This is a genomic window from Sediminibacterium goheungense (genome assembly GCF_004361915.1).
GTDB lineage: Bacteria > Bacteroidota > Bacteroidia > Chitinophagales > Chitinophagaceae > Sediminibacterium > Sediminibacterium goheungense.
Genome location: NZ_SNWP01000011.1, coordinates 671,557 through 693,543 on the forward strand (window position 1 = coordinate 671,557; position 21,987 = coordinate 693,543).

General features: G+C 41.5%; 15 protein-coding genes. 6 read left to right on the top strand and 9 right to left on the bottom strand.

The genetic code is table 11. The annotated features are described in order from the left end of the window. Positions 1-40: 40 nt before the first annotated feature. Together BC659_RS10650 and BC659_RS10655 are read right to left on the bottom strand one after the other, a co-directional pair. A complete protein-coding gene (locus BC659_RS10650; RefSeq protein WP_133474739.1) occupies positions 41-757 on the bottom strand; it encodes a peptidase associated/transthyretin-like domain-containing protein in 717 nt (238 codons plus the stop codon). Between the two features lie 107 nt (positions 758-864). After that, positions 865-4,671, bottom strand: a complete 3,807-nt coding sequence (locus BC659_RS10655; RefSeq protein WP_133474740.1) for a S8 family serine peptidase — start codon at positions 4,669-4,671, stop codon at positions 865-867. Positions 4,672-4,757: 86 nt separating this feature from the next. Between BC659_RS10655 and BC659_RS10660 the strand changes: the two genes are divergently transcribed. Continuing rightward, positions 4,758-5,225 (top strand): carboxypeptidase-like regulatory domain-containing protein, encoded by a 468-nt coding sequence (locus tag BC659_RS10660; RefSeq protein ID WP_133474741.1) that lies wholly within the window; start codon positions 4,758-4,760, stop codon positions 5,223-5,225. 62 nt (positions 5,226-5,287) lie between these two features. Next, positions 5,288-8,680 carry a transcription-repair coupling factor gene (gene mfd, locus BC659_RS10665; RefSeq protein ID WP_133474742.1) on the top strand — a complete coding sequence of 1,131 codons (3,393 nt, stop codon included), beginning with the start codon at positions 5,288-5,290 and terminating at the stop codon, positions 8,678-8,680. Positions 8,681-8,735: 55 nt separating this feature from the next. On the opposite strand, the gene BC659_RS10670 is transcribed toward mfd, so the two are convergent. From BC659_RS10670 to gyrB, 3 genes are all read right to left on the bottom strand, one after another. Continuing rightward, entirely contained in the window at positions 8,736-10,289 is a 1,554-nt protein-coding gene (locus BC659_RS10670) for a DUF4394 domain-containing protein (protein WP_133474743.1), read from the bottom strand. A gap of 117 nt (positions 10,290-10,406) precedes the next feature. After that, positions 10,407-10,613: a hypothetical protein gene (locus BC659_RS10675; protein ID WP_026768059.1), complete on the bottom strand. Its 207-nt coding sequence runs from the start codon at positions 10,611-10,613 to the stop codon at positions 10,407-10,409. 182 nt (positions 10,614-10,795) lie between these two features. Then, complete coding sequence (gyrB, locus tag BC659_RS10680) at positions 10,796-12,775, bottom strand: DNA topoisomerase (ATP-hydrolyzing) subunit B (RefSeq protein ID WP_133474744.1); 1,980 nt, start codon at positions 12,773-12,775, stop codon at positions 10,796-10,798. 210 nt (positions 12,776-12,985) lie between these two features. Between gyrB and BC659_RS10685 the strand changes: the two genes are divergently transcribed. Both BC659_RS10685 and BC659_RS10690 read left to right on the top strand, forming a co-directional pair. Then, positions 12,986-13,909 carry a helix-turn-helix domain-containing protein gene (locus BC659_RS10685; protein ID WP_133474745.1) on the top strand — a complete coding sequence of 308 codons (924 nt, stop codon included), beginning with the start codon at positions 12,986-12,988 and terminating at the stop codon, positions 13,907-13,909. Between the two features lie 152 nt (positions 13,910-14,061). Further along, on the top strand, positions 14,062-15,690 hold the full coding sequence (locus BC659_RS10690) for an amidohydrolase (RefSeq protein ID WP_133474746.1): 1,629 nt from the start codon (positions 14,062-14,064) through the stop codon (positions 15,688-15,690). 97 nt (positions 15,691-15,787) lie between these two features. Here the strand turns inward: BC659_RS10690 and fumC are convergent, their stop codons facing one another. Continuing rightward, positions 15,788-17,188, bottom strand: a complete 1,401-nt coding sequence (fumC, locus tag BC659_RS10695; protein WP_133474747.1) for a class II fumarate hydratase — start codon at positions 17,186-17,188, stop codon at positions 15,788-15,790. Between the two features lie 187 nt (positions 17,189-17,375). Here fumC and BC659_RS10700 point away from each other — a divergent pair, with 187 nt between their 5' ends. Beyond that, the gene (locus tag BC659_RS10700; protein ID WP_133474748.1) at positions 17,376-18,458 is read left to right on the top strand and encodes a phosphoglyceromutase; all 1,083 of its coding nucleotides are present in this window, start codon (positions 17,376-17,378) and stop codon (positions 18,456-18,458) included. 232 nt (positions 18,459-18,690) lie between these two features. On the opposite strand, the gene BC659_RS10705 is transcribed toward BC659_RS10700, so the two are convergent. Continuing rightward, positions 18,691-19,467 (bottom strand): enoyl-CoA hydratase/isomerase family protein, encoded by a 777-nt coding sequence (locus BC659_RS10705; RefSeq protein WP_133474749.1) that lies wholly within the window; start codon positions 19,465-19,467, stop codon positions 18,691-18,693. A 56-nt stretch (positions 19,468-19,523) separates the two neighbouring features. Between BC659_RS10705 and BC659_RS10710 the strand changes: the two genes are divergently transcribed. Then, positions 19,524-20,126 carry a trimeric intracellular cation channel family protein gene (locus tag BC659_RS10710; protein WP_133474750.1) on the top strand — a complete coding sequence of 201 codons (603 nt, stop codon included), beginning with the start codon at positions 19,524-19,526 and terminating at the stop codon, positions 20,124-20,126. A 29-nt stretch (positions 20,127-20,155) separates the two neighbouring features. Here the strand turns inward: BC659_RS10710 and BC659_RS10715 are convergent, their stop codons facing one another. Together BC659_RS10715 and BC659_RS10720 are read right to left on the bottom strand one after the other, a co-directional pair. Next, positions 20,156-21,166, bottom strand: a complete 1,011-nt coding sequence (locus BC659_RS10715) for a dienelactone hydrolase family protein (protein ID WP_162847409.1) — start codon at positions 21,164-21,166, stop codon at positions 20,156-20,158. Positions 21,167-21,576: 410 nt separating this feature from the next. Further along, complete coding sequence (locus tag BC659_RS10720; protein WP_133474752.1) at positions 21,577-21,927, bottom strand: DUF2200 domain-containing protein; 351 nt, start codon at positions 21,925-21,927, stop codon at positions 21,577-21,579. Positions 21,928-21,987 lie beyond the last annotated feature (60 nt).

The following is a 21,987-nucleotide window of genomic DNA, read 5'->3' on the forward strand; positions in this document are numbered from 1 at the left end:
CTTACACATCTATTCTCTGCAGTGAATAAAAAGGGCTAACTTATTTCTGTTTTGAAAATAACTTCAACTGCTCATTAATATAGTAAAGCAAGTCCTCTTCCGCTGTATGTTTTCTTAACCATTCATAGGAAGGTCTGTATTGTTGTATAAACTGGTGCAGTTTTTCATCTTTAAAACCTGTCATAGATTGCACCAGTGCTGTATTGAACCGATAGTTGATATAGGCTTCCTTTTCATTGGTTTCATAAAACTGCATGGCTTTTCGCTTATTTTTTTCATGCTTAGAGAAGCGATCAATATTCAAAGCAATACCGGCGCCGGAGTTGGCTTGTGATACGGTGGGTATGGTATAGTTCGCTATATCCTGCAGAACATCTTTTCTTCTTTCCATACTGTCTAACTGGTATCTGTTCATACCCCTCGCGGTAACCGTAACATTACCCAGGTCCCGGGCCAGTGGTACCAGAAATGGATATAAAGTATCCTGGCTCAAATAAGTACTATTGTATTGCAGGGTATCAAAAAAATAACCCACAGCTGCGAAAGAAAGGATATGGTTTTCGCCGACTTCAATCGAAAATCTACCCTTGCCACTGGTCATAACAGTAGTATTGGTATTGATATTTCTCACACTTGCCAATGTAATGGGCGCATTCGTAACACTGTCTTTCAGGTATCCTTGTACCATTTTTCTTTTCTGGGCTGTTGCTACTGTTGCGATTGTCATTGCCAGTAAAGCGATGAAATATTTTCTCATGCCTGATTTTTTACAAAGGTACAGCGAATACAAAAGCACTAGTGATTATTAACAAAAATGCCACTCAGTTTAAGCTGAGTGGCATTCAGTTGGTGAAAACGATTGTTTTATTTGATTACAATCACTTTCTGCAGGTAAGTCTTCTTGTTATGTAAAATCTTAAGTACATAATATCCATCATTCACATTACCCACATTCATTTGTTTGGAGAATGTTCCGTTAAATCCTGGATAAGATTGACTAAAGACTCTCTGTCCGGCCGAGTTCAATAGTTCAATCGCCAGATCAGCTTTTTCTTTTACCTCAAAACTCAGGTTAAAGATGCCCTTATTAGGGTTGGGTGATAAACTAAGTTTAATTTCACGTGCTACTACTTCAGGCGGTAATGCGGTGATGGTAACTTGTAGTGGTGCAGAAGTTTTCTGACAACCCAGTGCATCTACTACCACGACTTTGTAAGATCCGGACTCAATCGGTTTGAATTTTGCAGAAGTGGCCCCATTAATGCCTACATCATTTTTAAACCACTGCATGGATACGCCCGTAACACTGCTTACCAGTGAATCGCCTACTTTGGTCACAACAGGTGTAGGCGCATCGCCTACTACTACTTCCACACGGTTGCTGGGGCAACTGGTACCGGTTCTGATTTTCATATCGTAGAAGAAATAATAGAATGGGTTCGGATCTGCATTAGCATCAATAAGATTGACACTATTACCAGTGATTGACATTACATTTGAAATGGCAATTGGATAGGTTGTACCAACAATACCATTGTTTCTAAAAAAGGTGGCAGTAGAAGTTTGGGTACGATCGGGACCTGTAATTAGTAAAATATGATCGCCGACTTCATTTACAGGTAGATTTAGGTAATATACTGCACCTGTATCTGCTGCCGGATTTCCAGAAACGGCACCTGGTTGCGGATTTGGGTTTGTAGCCGTCACATCTAGTGTAACACTTGATAGCCTGGTATAGCTATAGCTATTACCAGAAACAGGACCAAGGTTTGCTACAATGATATCAACAGAGCCTGGGTTACCTACATATAACCTTACACTTTCAATGGTTAAAGGAACACTGTTGTTAAAGCGTAAAAAATTACCAATAGGGTTATAACCTCCACTCGGATTAATCATTTTATTCGTAAATCCAATTTGAGCCTTTGTTTCATTAGCAACATAGAAGGTTTTGTTGCCGGGAATACTGCTGGTACTTACACTTGAACCTGCAGCGAATGGCGCAACTGCGTTAGCACTATTGTACCAGAAATAATTACTATTACTAACGGGATTATTAACTTTCAGTAATGCATTTGTGTTACAGATGGTACCTATAACGGATGGATTGTCCGCTTTTTTACCAATGGTTAAACTGGTAGTAAGTGTATTATTGGCTGAATTCTGATCGCCGGTTACATTGGCGGTGGCAAGGATAGTATAGGTAGTATTTTCAGTAGTAACAAATGGGGTTTGTAATGTAAAGCTCACATTCGATAGACCAGGAACGGCACCAGGATAGGTACCATTGAATGTAGCAACGGTTGTAGAACCATTTTTCACTTCTATAGAAACAGGGATACTCGTTTTCGGAACACTTCCGTTATTACGGATATTAACAGTGATGTATTGCTTGTTGTCTGCACAATCTGCTACGGTAGGTGTTAATACTTCACTAATGGTAAAATCAGTGGAAGGATTGGTCACAATCAGTCTGAAATCTTCCGTTTCTCCTCTGGTATAAGTGCCACAGGAAACCACATCAGTTGCTGCTGATGTTTCTACCATTACGACCCTGGCGCGATAGGTGCTTCCGATGGTTAGTGTACCAGGTGTATTAAAGGAGCCGGAAAATACCTGGTTATTTTTGAGAATACCACTGGTGGCAACCAATTCATTGGCATCCAGAAAGTCACCATCGTTGTTATAGTCGATAAATATTTTAACCATTTTATCTGCATCGCTGGCATCAGCACTACTCACCCTTACACGAAATGGAACAGCCTGTGTGGGTTCAATGTAAGCAGCGATGGCAGTATTATTCACGTAAGTGGTTCCGCCTGTTGGGTTGGCGTAACGGATGGTTTGTAAACTTACGCTGTCTATTCTGCCGCCAGCATTAGTGGTTGCAGCAGATGCACAATGTGCAACACCACCTACACCGCTTACCAATAGCGAATAAGCCTGCTGACCTCTCACCAATGTACCTTTATGCGTAACGGTAATGGTATAGGTTTCACCTGCAACTGTACTATCGATATCAATACGTTCTACATTGTCTGTGATATTATCTCCCTTAACCGCAGCATTGGCAGGGAAGGCGGGGTCGAGTGTCCAGGGTCTGAAAGTTCGGCTACCACTGGTAATACGGATATCCAGATCATTGATTAATTTCTTGGCGGGATTGTTTAATACATTTACCTGATCCACATCTCCTTTTACATCTGTCCACGAAATAGTTGCCCTGATGGGCTCTTTACCTGTAGCCACCACCGTAGTAGTAAAAGAAGTAGTAGTGCTGTTGAATACATTTTCATACATCAGGTGCTCGCTGGATGTACCGTTATTGGAGGCAACAGATGCTGATATAACAGCCGCCGCTTTTTGAACATTCAACAGGCCCCATCCATTCTGGTAGTCAGGCCCGGGCGTAGTACCGGCTTCTTCTGTAGTATGAATTGCGAGACCTTTGATGGTTGCTGACCTAAGGAAGGCACCGCTTTTTAATTTAGAATAATGCTCCTGTAAGAGAAACAATGAACCTGATGTATTCGGGGTAGACATGGATGTGCCACTCAATGAAGCATAACTGCTGGTACCCGTTGCATAGGTGGATAATACATTTACACCATCGGCTACTACGTCTGGTTTAATACGACCATCATCCGTAGGACCCCAACCACTAAAACTACTCATAACTACATCTTCAGGCCGGTTATAACCACCTGGTATACCACGAACAGCACCTACTGTGAGGATGTTTTTTGCATTGGCATCCCAGGGAATGCTTCCATAACTATCATTACTGCTGATATCGCTCGGGCGGTTACCTGCGGCCGCCATCTGGTTTTGTGCATTGTAACGGAAATAAGGTTCTCCCACAGCAGGTCCTGTTTCTCCGCGATTATTACCTGCTGATTTTACAATCAGGTAAAAGGGGGCATTGTAAGCCATGGAATCTAATAACTGTGCATCAGAACTATAATACCCAAATTTATAATCTTCTGTTTCATTAGGTCTGCCCCAAAACTCCCATCTGTTTTGTGTTTCATTAAAGTTCCATCCGGAAACAATATTGTAAGAGTGGTTGGAAATTAACAGACCGGCCGCTTCTGTAAATTGCTCAGCATAGCTGTTGTTAAAATCATAGGCGATCAATCCCTGGGCACCATGCGACATCCCCTTTGCACTTGGGTTGAGTCCGGTTGCAATCATCGTACCTGCTACGTGTGTTGCATGATTGTCGGTACTGGATGGATTGTCTTTCTGTGTAACCCTTCCGGTGAGTTCAACGTGATTAGATAAAACACTACCGCCATCCCAGATACCGATTTTGTTTTTCATGTTGGCAGAATTGCCTGACAGATTTAATCCGCTTGCACCACCTGCCCACAATTGATTGGTTCGGGTAGTAGCCGCTGCGATACTGTTATTATCTGTAATAAAATACTTAGGGTAATTAAAAGCGTCTACTCCAATCAATGTTGCCAGCCGGCCACTTTTCGAACGTATGCTCAGTGGCCAGTTACGCTGCTTGGCAAGCGACATTGCTTTTGTGTATTCACTTCTTTCTTTTAAACTGATACCCTGGGCCGCTTTCTGTAACTCCTGAACATTGGTAGCTACCTGTGCATCGACCATCGTCACTGTTGCCAGACAGCCAACAAAAAAGGGTAAAATTCGTCTGAGCATAATATAGTTTAGTTTAACTTCATGGTATCCGGTAATAGACCGGGAATATTATTAAAATTAGATACTTTCACCATTCAAAGTGAAGCATGAGACATATTCTTTTTGGGCTGTTTTTAGCCTTTTTAACATTTTCAGCCTGCTCATCGGCAAAAAAGGCACAAACAGACGAAATTAAGCAGGGAATTTCGGGTTTGGTTACCGAGGTCAGGGGTAATCAGATGCCCAAACCTGGCATCCCGCCGGCAACTCCCAAACCTGTTGCTACCACACTGTATGTATACGAACGCACCCACATATCTCAGGTAAAACCCCTGGAAACCGGATCCCCTTTATATACGTCTATTAACACCAAACTGGTTGCTTCTGTTTTATCAGACAGTTCCGGTCGCTATGTTGTTGCTTTGCCTGTAGGTACATATTCTGTGTTTGTGAAGAAAGGAAGCCATTTTTTTGCTAATTCATTCGACATGCAGAATAATATTCAGTTGGTTACTGTTGATTCAGGAAAAATTGCCCCTCTGAACATATTGATCAATTCTGGCGCCAGTTATTAGTAAACAGGGTTATCTTTGCAGCCCCGATGATGTTTATTTGAACGGGCGTTGGGCAAGGAGCTATGAACCTGAATGTGTTGTTGGAGCAGTACCAGAATAACCCCCGCCTTTTTCAACTGGCGGAAAAGCTTTCTTTTGCCCAGCCACAACAGATCTTCCTGAAAAATTTACAGGGTAGCAGTACTGAATTTGTAGTTAGTGCTGTTTTTTCTCATCCATCCTGTCAACAACTGAATCATGTACTGGTATTAAATGATGCAGAAGAAGCGGCGTATTTCCATAATACATTGGAAAATCTTACGCAGGCGCTTGATCTCTTCTATTTCCCGTCATCCTTTAAGAATCGGAAAAATTTCAGGATACTCAATAGTTCCCATGTTATGCTTCGTACGGAGGCCTTAACCAAACTGGCAGCAGGCGGAAACAGGAAAATCATGGTTACTTATCCTGAAGCCATTTTTGAGAAAGTAGTGTTGCCCAAAACCCTCAGCAGTAATATTATTACCATCAAAACCAATGATACCATTAACCCGGAAAGTTTGATGGAACTTTTTGTTATGTATGGTTTTGAGAGAACAGATTTTGTATATGAGCCGGGTCAGTTTGCTGTTAGAGGAGGTATCCTGGATATTTATTCTTTTGGTAATGAAAAGCCCTATCGTGTTGAATTGTTTGGCAATGAAGTAGATAGTATCCGCATATTCGATCCTGAAACCCAATTGAGTGAACGAAAATTATTGCAGGTAAATATCATTCCGAATGTGGAAACCCAATTCACTACCGGTGAAAAAGTTTCTCTGTTCGACTTTCTGAGTGAGAACACGATTGTATGGTTGAAGGATTGGGATGTGATTGCTGAAAAAGTACAGCAGCAGTACGATGATATGCTCGGCTTTATTGAGCTGCTGAAAGATGGTTATCAGATGAAGGGTAATGACGAGGAGGAAGAGATTAGGGTACTGAAAGAAATTACAGTTGATGATTTTGTGCCGGTATCAACCATTGAGTCGCAAATAACAAACAGACATATTGTTGAATTCGGATACAAACCTCAATTCGCCAAAAACGAGATTGCATTCAATACCCGTCCACAACCTTCTTTTAACCGGCAGTTTGATCTTTTAATTAAAGATCTGAGTGCACATGAGACCGCGAAATACGGTATTTATATTTTTGCAGAACAGGTTAAACAACTGGAGCGTTTGCATACCATTTTTGCAGATCTGAAAACAGAAATTCAGTTTGTTCCGGTACCTGCCAGTATTCATGAAGGGTTTATTGATGAGGACCTGAAAATTGTTTGTTATACGGATCATCAGATATTTCAGCGTTATCATAAGTATAAGGTCAAGCAGGCATACAATAAAAACAAAGCACTTACGCTTAAAACACTGCGTGATCTTCAGCCTGGCGATTATGTTACCCATATTGATCACGGTGTAGGTACTTATAGTGGACTGCAGAAGCTGGAAGTGAATGGAAAGATTCAGGAAGCTGTACGCATTATTTATAAAGACAGTGATATTCTTTATGTGAATATCAATTCACTTCATAAAATCTCAAAGTATACCGGGAAGGAAGGAACGGTTCCTAAGATTAATAAACTGGGAAGTGATGTATGGGCAAGGCTTAAAGAAAAAACAAAAACCAAGGTTAAGGAAATAGCTTTTGATCTCATTAAGCTATATGCACAAAGAAAAGCGCAGGAAGGATTTGCCCACACACCGGATAATTATCTGCAAACAGAACTGGAAGCTTCATTTATTTATGAAGATACACCGGATCAAAGCAAGGCAACAGCAGATGTGAAGAAGGATATGGAAAGTCCGTCGCCCATGGACAGATTGGTATGTGGCGATGTGGGTTTTGGTAAAACAGAAATAGCCGTAAGGGCGGCATTTAAATCTGTTGTAGATGGTAAACAGGCCGCGGTTCTGGTGCCAACCACCATTCTGGCTTTTCAGCATTTTAAAACGTTCAGGGAAAGGTTAAAAGATTTTCCGGTAACGGTCGACTATATTAATCGTTTTAAATCGGCCAAAGAGAAAAAGGAAACACTTAAAAAAGTAGAAGAAGGTAAAATTGATATTATCGTAGGTACACATGGTTTATTGGGTAAAGAAGTGAAGTTCAAAGATCTGGGTGTGATGATTATTGATGAGGAACAAAAGTTTGGAGTGGCCCATAAAGAGAAATTAAAAACACTGAAAACCAATGTCGATTGCCTCACACTAACGGCTACACCTATTCCACGTACACTGCAGTTCAGTCTGATGGGAGCGAGAGATCTGAGTATCATTAATACACCTCCGCCTAACAGACAGCCGATACAGACAGAAGTACATGTTTTTAATGATGATTTTATCCGTGAAGCCATATACTATGAAACAGAGCGTGGTGGTCAGGTGTTCTTTATTCATAACAGGGTAGTAGGCTTGTCTGAAATGAGTGCCATGTTGCAGGGTTTATGTCCTGATTTAAGCATTGGGTATGCACATGGTCAGTTGGAAGGACATGAACTGGAAGAAAGGATCATGGATTTTATCGACAAAAAATATGATGTACTGGTTTGTACAAATATTGTTGAAAGTGGAGTTGATATTCCGAATGTAAATACGATTATCGTAAACAATGCTCATCAGTTTGGATTGAGTGACCTGCATCAGTTAAGGGGGCGAGTAGGCCGAAGTAATAAAAAAGCCTTCTGTTACCTGTTGGCACCACCTATGAGTACCCTGCCTTCCGATTCAAGAAAACGTTTGCAGACGCTGGAGCAGTTCAGTGATCTGGGTAGTGGTTTCCAGATTGCCATGCGCGACCTGGATATTCGTGGTGCAGGTAATTTATTGGGAGGAGAGCAGAGTGGTTTTATGGCTGAGATAGGGTTTGAAATGTACCAGAAAATTCTGGAAGAAGCGATCCGTGAATTGAAACGTACCTCGTTTAAAGACCTGTTTAAGGAAGAAATCAGTAAGCAGGATGACTATGTTAGTGATTGTACGATTGATACAGATCTCGAAATATTGATACCAGACAGTTATGTTGAAAGCATAGCCGAGCGATTGTCATTGTATTCACGATTGGATAATTGCGAGAAAGAAGATGAATTGAAAGCTTTTCATCATGAAATGATTGATCGTTTTGGTCCGATGCCTTCAGCAGTAGAAGATCTTTTTACTACTGTTCGATGCAGGTGGAGAGCCGTAGAAATTGGGTTTGAAAAAATGACCCTGAAGCAGGATACACTCAGGTGTTATTTCATCAATCGCCCTGATTCCCCTTATTTTGAGTCGACCTTATTTAAGAATGTACTGGCTTACCTGCAAACCGGTACCAATAAAGCCAGGTTGAAACAGGTGGGTAAGAATTTCTTACTGGTGGTAGATGATATCAAAGATATGGATGCGATGCTTCGTTTTCTGGATGGTATGCATAAGCATGTGGTACAGAAATAAGTATAAAGAAAAAGCCTGAAATATTTCAGGCTTTTTCTTTATACATGCGATCTTTTTATAAACCCAGACCCAGTGCAAAAGCCCTGAATTTTGTTGGTAAGCTTCCCGCTGAAGTAAAAGAACCGGTAGTAAGATTCACTGTATAGATATGGGTGGTATTTCCCACAGAGCCGATTGCATAAGCCATACCTGTTCTTCCACTAATATCGAAACCATTCATACCATCAATCGTTACCCCCAGATTGCCTACTTCTACCAATGTGCCGTTGTTAGGAGGATCCTGTTTAAACAATTTATTGTTATTGATCACATACAAAATGGTAGATGTGGAGCCCGCAAAATTATTGGTATAAGCTGCTCCGCTAACCATAGACATAGCTGGATTGATATTTCCGTCGGTTGCTGCGATGGTTCCATCATTGGGATTCAGACGTAGGTTTTGTCCGCTATTACTCACCAATCTGATACGATCTACCGTAGGATTGAAGTCAAAGGCCCAGGCGGTTGCACTGGCATCTGTCATAAATCCGTTACCTACTACTGTGGCCGCACCTGAAGATGGATTGATTGTATATAGTTTTGCTGATCCGTTCGCATTTACCGCAAATGCGTATAGTTGACCATTGGCAGGTCTAAAATCTATACCATGAATTACTTCTCCGGCGGTAAGTCCGGTAATAGTCCTGCTAATCAGGGTTTGTGGTTTTGTTGGATCGAATATCTGTAACATATTATTCTCATCAACGCCATAAGCTACCGGCGCAGTTGGGATGGCAATGTCAATCAGGTTAGCTTCAATTTCATTGATATAGCTTGCGGCACCTGAACTCAGGTTAATGGTATGCAGTCTGGTTTTGCCTGTGCGTGTAAATGTGGCAAGAGATACCATATTATCGGGGCTTATATCAAATCCGCCCTTGCCTATAAAATCAATACCCAGATTTCCTACTTCTGACAACGTACCATCATTCGGGGGATTTTGTTTGTATAATTTTTTCTGTGAAATATCAATATCATATAAGTCAGTCACTGTTGCACCAGCTTTACTATTGGTGTATGCGATGGAAATGATGGCGGGATTACTACCACCATTGATGTTTCCATCGGTTGCCACAACGGCACCTGTTTCAGGATGTAAACGAAGGTTCTGTCCGTTATGCGTAACAAGTCTGATACGATCTACTGTAGGATTAAAATCAATGTTGGCAACGGTTGAGTTCAGCGCAGGAGAAAAAGCTGCCGTTCCTATGGGTGTAAGACTACCATTGATGAGGCTGATAACATATAAACGACTATTGGTGGATAAGCTATATAACTGCAAGGTAGCCGGACGAAAGTCGATGCTTATCAAACGTTCACCTGCTTGTAATCCGGTTATTGATAGGGAAGCTTCAACTGTTCCGGGTGCTTTTGCATTATAACGATTTAGTTTGCCATCTTCCGTCAGGCCATAGAAAACCATGTCTGGTCCACCGGAAGGTGTGAATACAGGTGCTTCCGGAATGCTGCCACTGTTTCCAAGCTCTTTGGCACAAGCTGTTAAGAGTAAAATACCTGTTAAAGAGGCTGTTACTAATAACGTTGATTTTGTTTTGTTGAGAATGTTCATAGTGTTCAAAGTTTCGATGAAACACTATAAACGATAATTTTTCCTGGTCGGATTGTTACAAATAAAAAAGCCGTTAAATATGTATTTAACGGCTTTCATTCTTTTACTGGCAGCTTATTAGAATCCTTTTTTAGCAACGCCATCAGCAATTGCCTGTAAGGCTTTAGCTTCACCAAGGATGGCAGCCATTTTATTTCCTTTTCCATCATGCCCTGCAGCCATATAGCCGCCACGAGCGGTTTTGGTGATCACTGCATCCTGCATCGGAACATTCTTTTCTTTTGTCTTCAGACAGTATGCCTTGATCATTTTCGATGTGTCCATTTTTTTAGAATTTAATGTGTTAGTAAATAAACAACGGGTTATGCTTACACAACTTAGTGGTTTTTATTGAAAGTTGAAAGGGATGTGGAAAATAGTAATCCACAGGGGCAGGGGGTGAGTAATCAGTAGTGAGTAGAAAATGTATTCATGTTACTCACTACTGACTATTCACTGCGCACTCTCTAAACATCTATTTTAGCATATTTAGCGTGCGTTTCAATGAATTCGCGGCGTGGTGCCACTTCATCGCCCATGAGCATAGAGAAAATTCTGTCGGCTTCTGCTGCGCTTTCAATGGTTACCTGTTTTAAAGTGCGGCGAGAAGGATCCATGGTAGTTTCCCACAATTGATCGGCATTCATTTCACCCAGACCTTTATATCGTTGAATGGTTACGCTGTCATCTTTGCCCCCGCCCAATTTCTCGATCCACATTTTCCTTTGTTCTTCATTGTATGCGTACTGCTGTTCTTTTCCTTTCTTCACCAGGTAAAGTGGAGGCTGGGCAATGTATACATAACCCTGCTCTACCATTTCTTTCATATAGCGGAAAATGAAAGTGAGGATTAGTGTGGCGATATGCGATCCATCAACATCGGCATCGGTCATGATGATGAGTTTGTGGTAGCGGAGCTTGGTAATATTTAATGCTTTCGGATCTTCAGGTGTGCCTACTGTAACACCCAGAGCGGTGTACATATTCCTGATCTCTTCATTTTCATAGATTTTATGCTCCATGGCTTTTTCCACGTTCAGGATTTTACCCCTTAATGGAAGGATGGCCTGGTAGCTTCTGTCGCGCCCCTGTTTGGCCGTACCACCTGCCGAGTCACCCTCGACCAGGTACAATTCACATTTCTGAGGATCGCGCTCACTGCAATCTGCCAGTTTACCCGGGAGTCCGCCACCGGTAAGTACTGTTTTTCTTTGCACCATGTCGCGCGCTTTTTTAGCGGCGACCCTTGCCTGGGCAGCGAGGATGATTTTAGAGATAACGTGTTTGGCTTCTTTTGGGTTTTCTTCCAGATATGCTTCGAGTACACGTGCCACCGTTGTTTGCACCACACCACTTACTTCACTGTTACCTAATTTGGTTTTTGTCTGTCCTTCGAACTGCGGTTCCGGAACTTTTACAGAGATGATAGCGCTGAGACCCTCTCGGAAATCATCACCTTCTACCTGTACTTTCGCTTTTTCAAACAAACCTTCTTTATCACCATAGCTTTTGAATACCCTCGTTAAAGCCTGACGGAAGCCTGTTACGTGGGTACCACCTTCAATGGTGTTGATATTGTTTACATAAGAGAAAATATGTTCTTTAAAATCATCATTGTAAGTCAATGCTACTTCTACAGCTACATTGGTAGTTTCATCATGACCTTCTACATATAATGGATTGGCAATGATGGGTGTGCGGTGCCCGTTTTTATCGAGCATCTGTACAAATTCTGTAATCCCCCCTTCGCTGTAAAAATTCTTTGAGTATACATTTCCTTCTTCATCTTTTTCGCGTAAGTCGGTAAGTGTAATACTGATGCGTTTATTCAGGTAGCTCAATTCACGTAAACGACCTTCGAGAATATCTTTTTTATAAACAGTCTCCTGAAAGATGCTGGCATCGGGCCAGAAACGTACATGTGTACCGGTAATATCGCTGGTGCCGATTTCACGCACCGGGTATTGGGGCACACCAATTTTATATTCCTGTTCAAATATTTTGCCTTCACGGTGTACGGTAACGTGTAAAGTAGTACTCAGTGCGTTTACACAACTCACACCTACACCATGCAGACCACCGGATACTTTATAAGTATTCTTATCGAATTTACCACCGGCATGCAGCACTGTCATTACTACTTCCAATGCACTTCTTTTTTCCTTGGTGTGCATAGCGGTTGGGATACCACGGCCATCATCCTGCACACTGATCGAATTGTCTTCGTGGATGGTTACACCTATATTTTTACAATATCCGGCAAGCGCCTCATCAATTGAGTTGTCTACAACTTCATATACAAGGTGGTGAAGTCCTTTAACACCTACATCACCAATATACATGGCCGGCCTTTTTCGCACCGCTTCCAAACCCTCTAAAACCTGTATGCTATCGGCACCATAATTCTTATTCTGGGCCTCATTGCTGTTCAATTGTTCCTGATCCATAAATGCTTGTAAATCCTGTGTTTAAGTGAATTTTCGCAGGTCGACAAAACTACTGAAAATAAGGGGGTTTTCAGGGTAAAAAGACGGTTGGTTTTCCACATTTTCCCTGCTTTGCGGAATGCTGTTTTTTTATGCCTTTTTACAGTACCATGACATCCGGGTAAAGGTTGGTTACGTTAATTTGATGTTTATACATTAATTTTGCATAGTATGGTAGAAGTAATGGATATATTGAGGGTGGCGAATAAGGGTGGAATTGAACCTTCCATGGACCTGCTATACCAGAAACAACAGAACATACCCGGGTCTATTCATTATAATATCCGTCGTTATTATGCCCAGCATCCCTGGGTAGCCGATGATACCGGTATGATGGTGTACCATTATAACAGCCGCAAGCCCGAAGAAAACTACCTCGAACTTCGTTATTGTACCACTGGTAATCGTTATTGTGCCGAGAAAAGCTGTGCACAATGTACCGAGTTGCCTACCAATAATTGCAGTGGTAAACATCAGACAGTAGACGTTTTTACCTTTCATTTTACTTCTACCTTTCTTCATCAGTTTGTACACAATGTGAAACTGAGTAACCGTAAAGATGAAGTGCTGGCGTTCAAACATCCACATGCATTTACCAAAGTATTTCCACTCTGTAACAGAAAAAGAAATGCATTGGATGCACTGTTAAACCATAGCTATTCAGGTGCACTCGAAAACATATTTGTGAATGCCAAAGTGCATGAATTGTTGCTGTACAGCCTTGATTGTCTGATTGATGAAAAAGAAGAAGGATTTGCCTGTAAATTTCTGGCAGATGAAAGTGGACGTGAACGTATTTACCAGGCCAGGGAAATTTTATTGCAACACATCGGCGACCCGATTACCATTAAAGAACTCAGCCGTAAAGTGGCCATGAATGAGTGTTACCTCAAGAAAGGCTTCAAAGAAGTTTTTGGTACCACTATTTTCGATTTTTATCAGCAGCAAAGGATGGAACATGCCAAATACCTGTTGTATGAAAAAGGACTAAGTGTAACCGATGTTTCTGCTTTACTGGGTTATTCTTCTATATCACATTTTTCAGCAGCTTTCAAAAAGCATACAGGATTAAAGCCCTGCGATCTTCTTCGCTGATAAGTCCGGAGTCGGGAAGTCTGAAAGTCCGACGATACCGTTATGAACAAAATGATTTTTTACATGTCATGTCATTTCAGATATAATATCTGTTCAGTGCCTGTTCTACCATAGTTTTACTATCTTTCATCAAACTAAGAAACTCTAAGCTTATGCGGAATCTTTATGGCATTCTTCTTTTATGCTTTTTGGCAGCCTGCTCCGGTAACAAGGTAGATACTATTATTCATCATGCCGTTATTTATACGGTTGACTCCTCATTCAGCACCGCTGAAGCTATGGCAGTGAAAGATGGATTGATTGTAGAAACCGGCACCAATGATTTTATTCTTGGAAAGTATAAGGCAGATGAAATGGTTGATGCAGCAGGTAAGGCCGTGTATCCGGGTTTAATTGATGCACATGCACATTTTGTAGGTTATGGCAGATCGCTTTTTCAGGTTGATTTGTTTGGCACCAGTACATGGGAAGAAACCGTTGCACGTGTGAAAGCTTTTGCAGATGAACATCCTGATCTCTACTGGATACAGGGTAGGGGCTGGGATCAGAACCGCTGGCCGGGTAAAACATTTCCAACCAATGAGGCACTGAACGAACTGTTTCCTGATAAACCGGTAGTGCTTACCCGCGTTGATGGGCATGCTTCTATAGCCAACCAAAAAGCATTGGATCTTGCAGGCATCAAAGCCGGACAAACCATAGTAGGTGGCTCTATTGAGGTGAAAAATGGGGTGTTGACGGGTGTTTTGATTGATAATGCCGATAATAAAGTATATGCACAAATACCTTCTCCCACAAAAGAAACCTATGTACAGTGGTTACAGGCTGCAGAAAAAAACTGTTTTGCACAGGGTTTAACAACCGTTACCGATTGTGGTCTTCATTATTCAGATGTAGAAGCCATTGATACTTTACAGAAAGAAGGTAAACTCAATATGCGTTTGTACGTAATGCTCAGCGATGATGTATCAAACTATGAAAAATTTCTTCCCAAGGGGCCTTATAAAACAGACAGACTTTTTGTGAAAGGTATTAAGGTATACGCAGATGGTGCATTGGGTAGCAGAGGCGCCTGTTTATTGTCGCCTTATACGGACCAAAAAAACTGGACAGGATTTTTATTGAGGGATAAAAATCATTACGATTCTCTGGCAGCAGTACTCGCCAAAACAGATTTTCAAATGTGTACCCATGCCATTGGCGACAGTGCCAACAGGGAAGTACTGAATATTTATAATAAATACCTGGGCGGAAAAAATGATAAACGCTGGCGCATTGAACATGCACAGGTAATTCATCCGGCAGATTTCAATTTGTTTGCCAATGCCAGTGTTATTCCCTCAGTTCAACCTACACATGGTACCAGTGATATGTACTGGGCAGCTGACAGACTGGGACCTGAAAGGGTGAAAGGAGCTTATGCATTTAAGCAGTTGTTACAACAGAATGGATGGATTCCCCTGGGAACAGATTTCCCTGTAGAAGATATTTCTCCATTCAAAACATTTCTGGCTGCAGTGGTAAGAAAAGATGCAAAAGGTTATCCGGAAAATGGATTTCAGATGGAAAATGCGTTAACACGAGAAGAAACCATTCGCGGTATGACTATCTGGGCAGCCAAAGCAAGCTTTCTGGAAAAGGAAGTGGGTAGTCTGGAAAAAGGAAAGAAAGCTGATTTTATTATCCTTGATCAGGATCTTATGAAAGTAGCCCCTGAAAAGATTTTAGATGTTAAGGTAAAAACAACCTATAGTGGTGGAAAGAAAGTGTATGGGCAATAACGGATAATTGTTGGCTATTCACTTTAAAAAAAGCCACAGATCCATCTACCTTATGTAGATGAATCTATGGCTTTTGTATTTAATCTAATCAGGCGCATTATTTTATCTCACCCACCATATCACCCGGTATTACCCAGGCATCAAATTCTTCAGGTGTAAGATAGCCCAGTTTAACAGCCATTTCTTTTAAGGTAGTACCTTCTTTATGCGCTTTCTGTGCTATTTCAGCAGCTTTGTAATAACCGATTTTTGTATTCAGGGCAGTTACCAGCATGAGGCTGTTGTCTACGTGTTTTTTAATATTGGCTTCCAAAGGCTCAATACCCACTGCGCATTTATCATTAAAGCTTACACATCCATCACCGATTAACCGGGCACTGTGTAGGAAATTGTAAATCATTACAGGTTTAAATACATTCAGTTCAAAATGTCCGGTAGCACCTCCTATGTTAATAGCAACATCATTACCCATTACCTGTGCAGCTATCATGGTCAATGCTTCACATTGTGTAGGGTTTACTTTGCCGGGCATAATAGATGAACCAGGTTCATTATCGGGTATAAAGATTTCACCAATACCGCTTCTGGGTCCTGAACTCAGCATACGGATATCATTGGCAATCTTCATCAGGCTTACGGCTACTGTTTTTAAAGCACCATGAGCTTCTACAATGGCATCATGAGCGGCCAGTGCCTCAAATTTATTTTCAGCGGTTACAAAAGGGAGACCTGTTAAGTTGGCAATATGTTTGGCAACATTTACATCATATCCCTTTGGTGTATTAATACCTGTTCCTACGGCTGTACCTCCCAGTGCAAGTTCACTTAAATGAGCAAGGCTGTTATGGATGGCTTTTAATCCATGATCGAGCTGACTTACATAACCACTGATTTCCTGTCCGAGTGTAAGTGGTGTCGCGTCCATAAAATGGGTGCGGCCAATTTTCACCACATGCATAAATGCTTTGCTTTTGGCTGCCAGTGTATCTCTCAGTTTTTTGATACCGGGTATGGTAACTTCAAGGAGAATTTTATAGGCAGCAATATGCATGGCTGTTGGAAAAGTGTCGTTAGATGACTGTGATTTATTTACGTCATCATTCGGATGAAGGAACTTGTCTTTGTCTGTTAGGCTGCCACCTTTTATTACATGACCCCGGTAGGCTACCACTTCATTTACATTCATATTACTCTGTGTACCAGAACCCGTTTGCCATACTACGAGCGGAAACTGATCGTCTAATTTGCCTGCGAGTATTTCGTCACATACTTCTCCGATCAGTGATGCTTTTTCCTGTGGTAAAACACCTGCATCTGCATTAGTAAGCGCTGCAGCTTTTTTCAGGTAAGCAAATGCCTGAATAATTTCTTTCGGCATTTTATTGATATCCTGCGCAATACGGAAGTTGTCAATACTGCGTTGCGTCTGGGCACCCCAGTAAACATGAGCGGGAACTTTAACCTCACCCATGGTGTCTTTTTCAATACGAAATTCCATGTTCCGGATTTTAAATGATCTGGTTGAATGAATTGCGGTGCAAAGGTACTAAGAAGCAGAGGTAAAAGGGCAAAAAAAGCAAAGTTTTGGGCCTGTATGTCATTTCAGGTATTTAGGTTAAATAGCGGCAGGAATCGGCAATTCCTGTTGTTTTTCCGTATTTTTCGTGCAATGAAATTGCTTTTTTATGCAAAAAATCCTTTTATCCGTTTTTACATTTCTTGTATTGTCTGTTCAGGCACAAAAAACAGAAAATATAATTATCATTACTACCGATGGGCTTCGCTGGCAGGAACTGTTTAAGGGGATGGATGAAACCATTGCCCGGGATAGCCGTTTTAACCAGGATGATAGTGCCGCTATTTTTAAGGAATTTGGTGGATCCAGTGAAAGTCAGAAGCGAAAAAAACTGATGCCTTTTCTCTGGAATACCCTTGCAATAAAGGGCCAGTTATATGGTAACAGAACAGTAGGCAGTAATGTGAATGTTAGTAACCGCTACTGGTTTTCATATCCCGGTTATAATGAAATTTTATCGGGTTATGCAGATGACAGGATCAACTCTAATGATTATGCACCCAATCCGAATACGACCATCACGGAATTTTTTAATCAACAACCGGCTTTGAAAGGAAAAGTAGGTGCATTTGGTGCATGGGAGGCATTTAATCGCATCCTGAATGAACAAAGAAGCGGTGTTCCGGTGGTTGCTGCGTATGATACCTGTGGCGGTAAAAAACCCAATACCAATGAATTGATGATTAATAAACTATTACGCGATTCGCATAAGCAATGGGGCGAAGAATGTTTTGATGTATTTACGCATCATGCTGCTATGGAATACCTGAAGAAAGAACAGCCCCGGGTTATGTATATTGCCTATGGAGAAACAGATGAGTGGGCGCATAGCTGGAAATACAAATACTATTTAACGGCTGCGAGGCAGGTTGACAATTGGATTGGTGAAATATGGAACTATATACAATCTACACCTGCGTATAAAGACAAAACAACTTTATTTATAACTACAGACCATGGCCGTGGGGATAAAGATAAAAGTAAATGGACCAGCCATGGGAGTGATATTGAAGGGGCCGATGAAATATGGTTTGCTGTAATGGGGCCGGATACGGCACCATTGGGAGAGATAAGGAACAGCCCGCAATTGTATCAAAAACAATTTGCACAGACTATTGCTAAACTAATGGGGTATACTTTCAAAGCAGATCAGCCGATTGCAGATGCGATAAAGGAAGTGATTAAAAACTGATGCTCCTAAATTTTAATCTCTTATTCTTCCCTTCTCCCTGCAAAAAAAGATTGCTTTAGTAGAGCCTGCATTTTTCAGGTTGTTTTCGCAGGGAGAAAGGAAGAAGGGGAGTTATGTACAGTCAGCTTAAGTTCTTATCTATGTAAAAAAAAATTATAGCAAAAGGATGTTATAATTTTTCACTAAAGAATAGCTGCTTTCTGTTCCTGTTTTATAAATACGAACAAAGAGATTATTTTCCTGTGAAAGTAGCTTTCCTTTTTTCAAGAAAGGCAGTGGTGCCTTCTTTCATATCGTCGGTGGCAAAGCAATCGCCGAATGCAGTTACTTCTACTGCATAACCATCTTTTGTTTCGTCAAAAACAGCATTGGCACTTTCAATACATTTTGCGATGGCGATAGGGGCTTTGGTATTAATCAGTTCAAGTATGGATACCGCTTTTTTAATGAGTTCATCCTGTGGCACCACATAGTTTACCAAACCCAGTTGCAGTGCAGTATTGGCATCGATCATACCTGCACTCATTAATAATTCGAGGGCACGGCCTTTGCCGATCAGTTGAACGAGTCTTTGTGTGCCTCCATAACCTGGTATCAGTCCAAGATTCACTTCAGGTTGACCGAATTTCGCATTGTCTGAAGCCAGTCTGAAATGACAGCTCATGGCCAGTTCACATCCGCCACCCAGTGCAAAACCATTTACGCAGGCTACAATGGGTTTTGGAGAGCGTTCAATTTTGAAGAAAATATCCTGACCTCTTTTTGCGAGTGCTTTTCCTTCTTCTACAGATGCACCACTGAATTCACTGATGTCTGCACCGGCAACAAAAGCTTTGGATCCGGCACCGGTTATGATAGCCGATTTAATATCGTGGTTCAGGTATACTTCATTAACCGCGTTATCGAGATCATTCATCACCTGCTGGTTGAGCGCATTCAGTTTATCCGGACGGTTTACGGTAATGGTGAAAATGCCATTTTCCAGGCTGGTCGTTAAAGTTTGATACATGGCAATCTATTTCTGCAAAAATAAGGTAGCTGTCGGGTTCTTTTGTATTTTGTAATATGAATCTGATTGAGGGGATACTTTATACAGGGATTTTTGTTTTTGCGGCTACGGGTGCATTAAAGGCAAGAACGCATCAGATGGATATATTTGGTGCAATGGTGGTTGCTTTTGCAACAGCTTATGGAGGAGGTACCATACGCGATTTGCTGATTGGCGTTCGCCCGGTTAACTGGGTGAATGATTATCTGGCCTTAGGTCTTGTGGTTTCTGCCGTGTTAATTATTTTTCTTTTAAAAACCAATCTTGCCCGTTTCAGAAGAACTTTATTTTTTACGGATGCAATCGGGTTAGGAATGTTTACAGCAGGCGGTATTGAGCGCAGCCTAGCTTATGGTATTAATGAAGGCTATGCAGTGATTATGGGTGTGATGTCTGCTACATTTGGTGGTTTGATAGCAGATATGATTTGCGGTGAAGTGCCCAACCTACTTAAAAAAGGAGAACTATATGCCACTGCCTGTGCCATAGGTGCGGTGATTTATATTCTGTTGAAAAAAGCCGGACTTGAATATAATCTGGGATTGTTTATTTGTGTGGTGATTATTGTGGGTATCCGCATTTTCTCTAAACGTAAAAGAGTACACCTCCCCGAAATATAAAGAGTCGCCATCGGCGACTCTTTGATGTGTTAGTTGAATAAGTATGTTTTTAAAAATTCCAGCGATCTTTTCTTCGCTATCAGATTGGCTTTTGCGTCTTCATTATTGCCTGTGCTGCCATCAAAACTGTGTTCTGCATTGTCGTATACATAAAGTGTCATGGGAGCAGACAGATTCGATTGTTGTGCTTTTAAAACCAGACCATCATAAGCACTGATGCTGGTATTGTTATCGCTGTTGGTATATAAAGTTGTATACAAGGGATCTCTTCCAGCTGCATGTAACATGATGGGTGCGTAAGGAATGTATTTTCCATTACTGGGTGTACCCGGGCGACCATAATAACTGAACATGGCGGCTCCCGGATAATAGGATACTGCTGCCACAAAACCACCTTCTGTCGGTCGCTGTGCGGGTGCCAATACACCATTGGTATAGGTAATACCACCGCTCACTAATGACCAAACAGGTTTACTTACTGCCTGCGCATCCACCATGGTGCTAAGTACACTGGTTCCACCATGTGAAAAGCCGAGCAATGCAATTTTATTAGGTTTGATTCTGCTCAAAGAGCGCAGATAGGTCAGTCCTGCATACGCATCTCTCGGGCGAATAAATTCTGCTGCCAAAAAAATATTTTCAGGCGGGGCCTTATCTGGAAAATTCTTAACACCTCTGGCGGTATAACTGTCTATAAATAACGCTGCTATTTTATTGACACGGAATGAATCGATCCAGATACTGAATTGGCTTGCCAGTTGTGTATTGGTCATATCGGTACTGCTCCATAAACCACCACTTCCATGTTGTACTACCACAGCAGGGACACTGGTAGTAGATGCCGGTATAAAAAGAACAGCTTTTAAAGGGTCGCCACCGGTTGGATTGGTTAGGTAAATGGTTTCTGTAACTTCAGCCTGCGTATTAGTGCCGCCTGATGGGGTTGTGTTTTGTGGTGTTTCAACTGCTTTTTTGCTACAGGAAATCATTGCTGTAACAAGCAGACAACTCATGATCCCCAGACGTAATAATTGTTTCATAATATAGGTTCCCTGTAAATGGGCTGCAAAGGTCATGCATGGTAACCTGGAAATGAAAGCATATTGGTTTAGCCGGAGGAATAGCTGGTTGAACGGTTAGCCTATGCAGTTTGTCAATAGTTAATTGGTTGAGACAGTAATATCAATTACCCGATTTTTAAAGTCCTTTATTACTCCCGGGCCGAATGGCCCCGTCCCTGTTCCTCCGCCTTAGGCGGACATTGGCCTCTGATTAAATCTGCTACGCATGATTTAATCAGTCTTCGCTGCGCTTGACACCGACCCCAATGAGGCCCGTCCACAGGGACTGATTTAAAAGGATTTTCTTAGCTGACTAATGCTTTTGATTATTTACGACATCTTCTAATTCTCTGGGGTATTATGATAGTGCAAGTCGCTAGCAGATTGGCTTATTGTCTAAGGATTTTTTCCATGGCTTTTCCTTTGGCCAGTTCATCTATCAGTTTATCCATATAGCGGATTTTCTGCATCAGTGTATCTTCTATTTCTTCTACTCTGTAACCACAGATCACACCCGTAATTTTTGAAACATTCGGATGTATCTGAGGAGCTTCGGCAAAGAAATTTTCCAGACTTATTTTCTTATCTATCTGATCCTGTAGTTTTTTTTGAGAATAACCGGTGAGCCAGCAAATGATGGTATCCACTTCTTCTTTGGTGCGTCCTTTCTTTTCGGCTTTGGTAATATAATGGGGGTATACACCAGCGAATGACATTTTAAATACCCTTGCGTTGTCCATGATGATTTATGTTCAAAGTAAATGTATTTATCTCTGATGTATTGATTTGAAAATCATCTG

What these genes read in the sequence shown, in the direction of transcription:
- BC659_RS10650 (WP_133474739.1), bottom strand. Translation starts at nt 757, where the DNA reads ATGAGAAAATATTTCATCGCTTTACTGGCAATGACAATCGCAACAGTA.
- BC659_RS10655 (WP_133474740.1), bottom strand. Translation starts at nt 4,671, where the DNA reads ATGCTCAGACGAATTTTACCCTTTTTTGTTGGCTGTCTGGCAACAGTG.
- BC659_RS10660 (WP_133474741.1), top strand. Translation starts at nt 4,758, where the DNA reads ATGAGACATATTCTTTTTGGGCTGTTTTTAGCCTTTTTAACATTTTCA.
- mfd (WP_133474742.1), top strand. Translation starts at nt 5,288, where the DNA reads ATGAACCTGAATGTGTTGTTGGAGCAGTACCAGAATAACCCCCGCCTT.
- BC659_RS10670 (WP_133474743.1), bottom strand. Translation starts at nt 10,289, where the DNA reads ATGAACATTCTCAACAAAACAAAATCAACGTTATTAGTAACAGCCTCT.
- BC659_RS10675 (WP_026768059.1), bottom strand. Translation starts at nt 10,613, where the DNA reads ATGGACACATCGAAAATGATCAAGGCATACTGTCTGAAGACAAAAGAA.
- gyrB (WP_133474744.1), bottom strand. Translation starts at nt 12,775, where the DNA reads ATGGATCAGGAACAATTGAACAGCAATGAGGCCCAGAATAAGAATTAT.
- BC659_RS10685 (WP_133474745.1), top strand. Translation starts at nt 12,986, where the DNA reads ATGGTAGAAGTAATGGATATATTGAGGGTGGCGAATAAGGGTGGAATT.
- BC659_RS10690 (WP_133474746.1), top strand. Translation starts at nt 14,062, where the DNA reads ATGCGGAATCTTTATGGCATTCTTCTTTTATGCTTTTTGGCAGCCTGC.
- fumC (WP_133474747.1), bottom strand. Translation starts at nt 17,188, where the DNA reads ATGGAATTTCGTATTGAAAAAGACACCATGGGTGAGGTTAAAGTTCCC.
- BC659_RS10700 (WP_133474748.1), top strand. Translation starts at nt 17,376, where the DNA reads ATGCAAAAAATCCTTTTATCCGTTTTTACATTTCTTGTATTGTCTGTT.
- BC659_RS10705 (WP_133474749.1), bottom strand. Translation starts at nt 19,467, where the DNA reads ATGTATCAAACTTTAACGACCAGCCTGGAAAATGGCATTTTCACCATT.
- BC659_RS10710 (WP_133474750.1), top strand. Translation starts at nt 19,524, where the DNA reads ATGAATCTGATTGAGGGGATACTTTATACAGGGATTTTTGTTTTTGCG.
- BC659_RS10715 (WP_162847409.1), bottom strand. Translation starts at nt 21,166, where the DNA reads ATGAAACAATTATTACGTCTGGGGATCATGAGTTGTCTGCTTGTTACA.
- BC659_RS10720 (WP_133474752.1), bottom strand. Translation starts at nt 21,927, where the DNA reads ATGGACAACGCAAGGGTATTTAAAATGTCATTCGCTGGTGTATACCCC.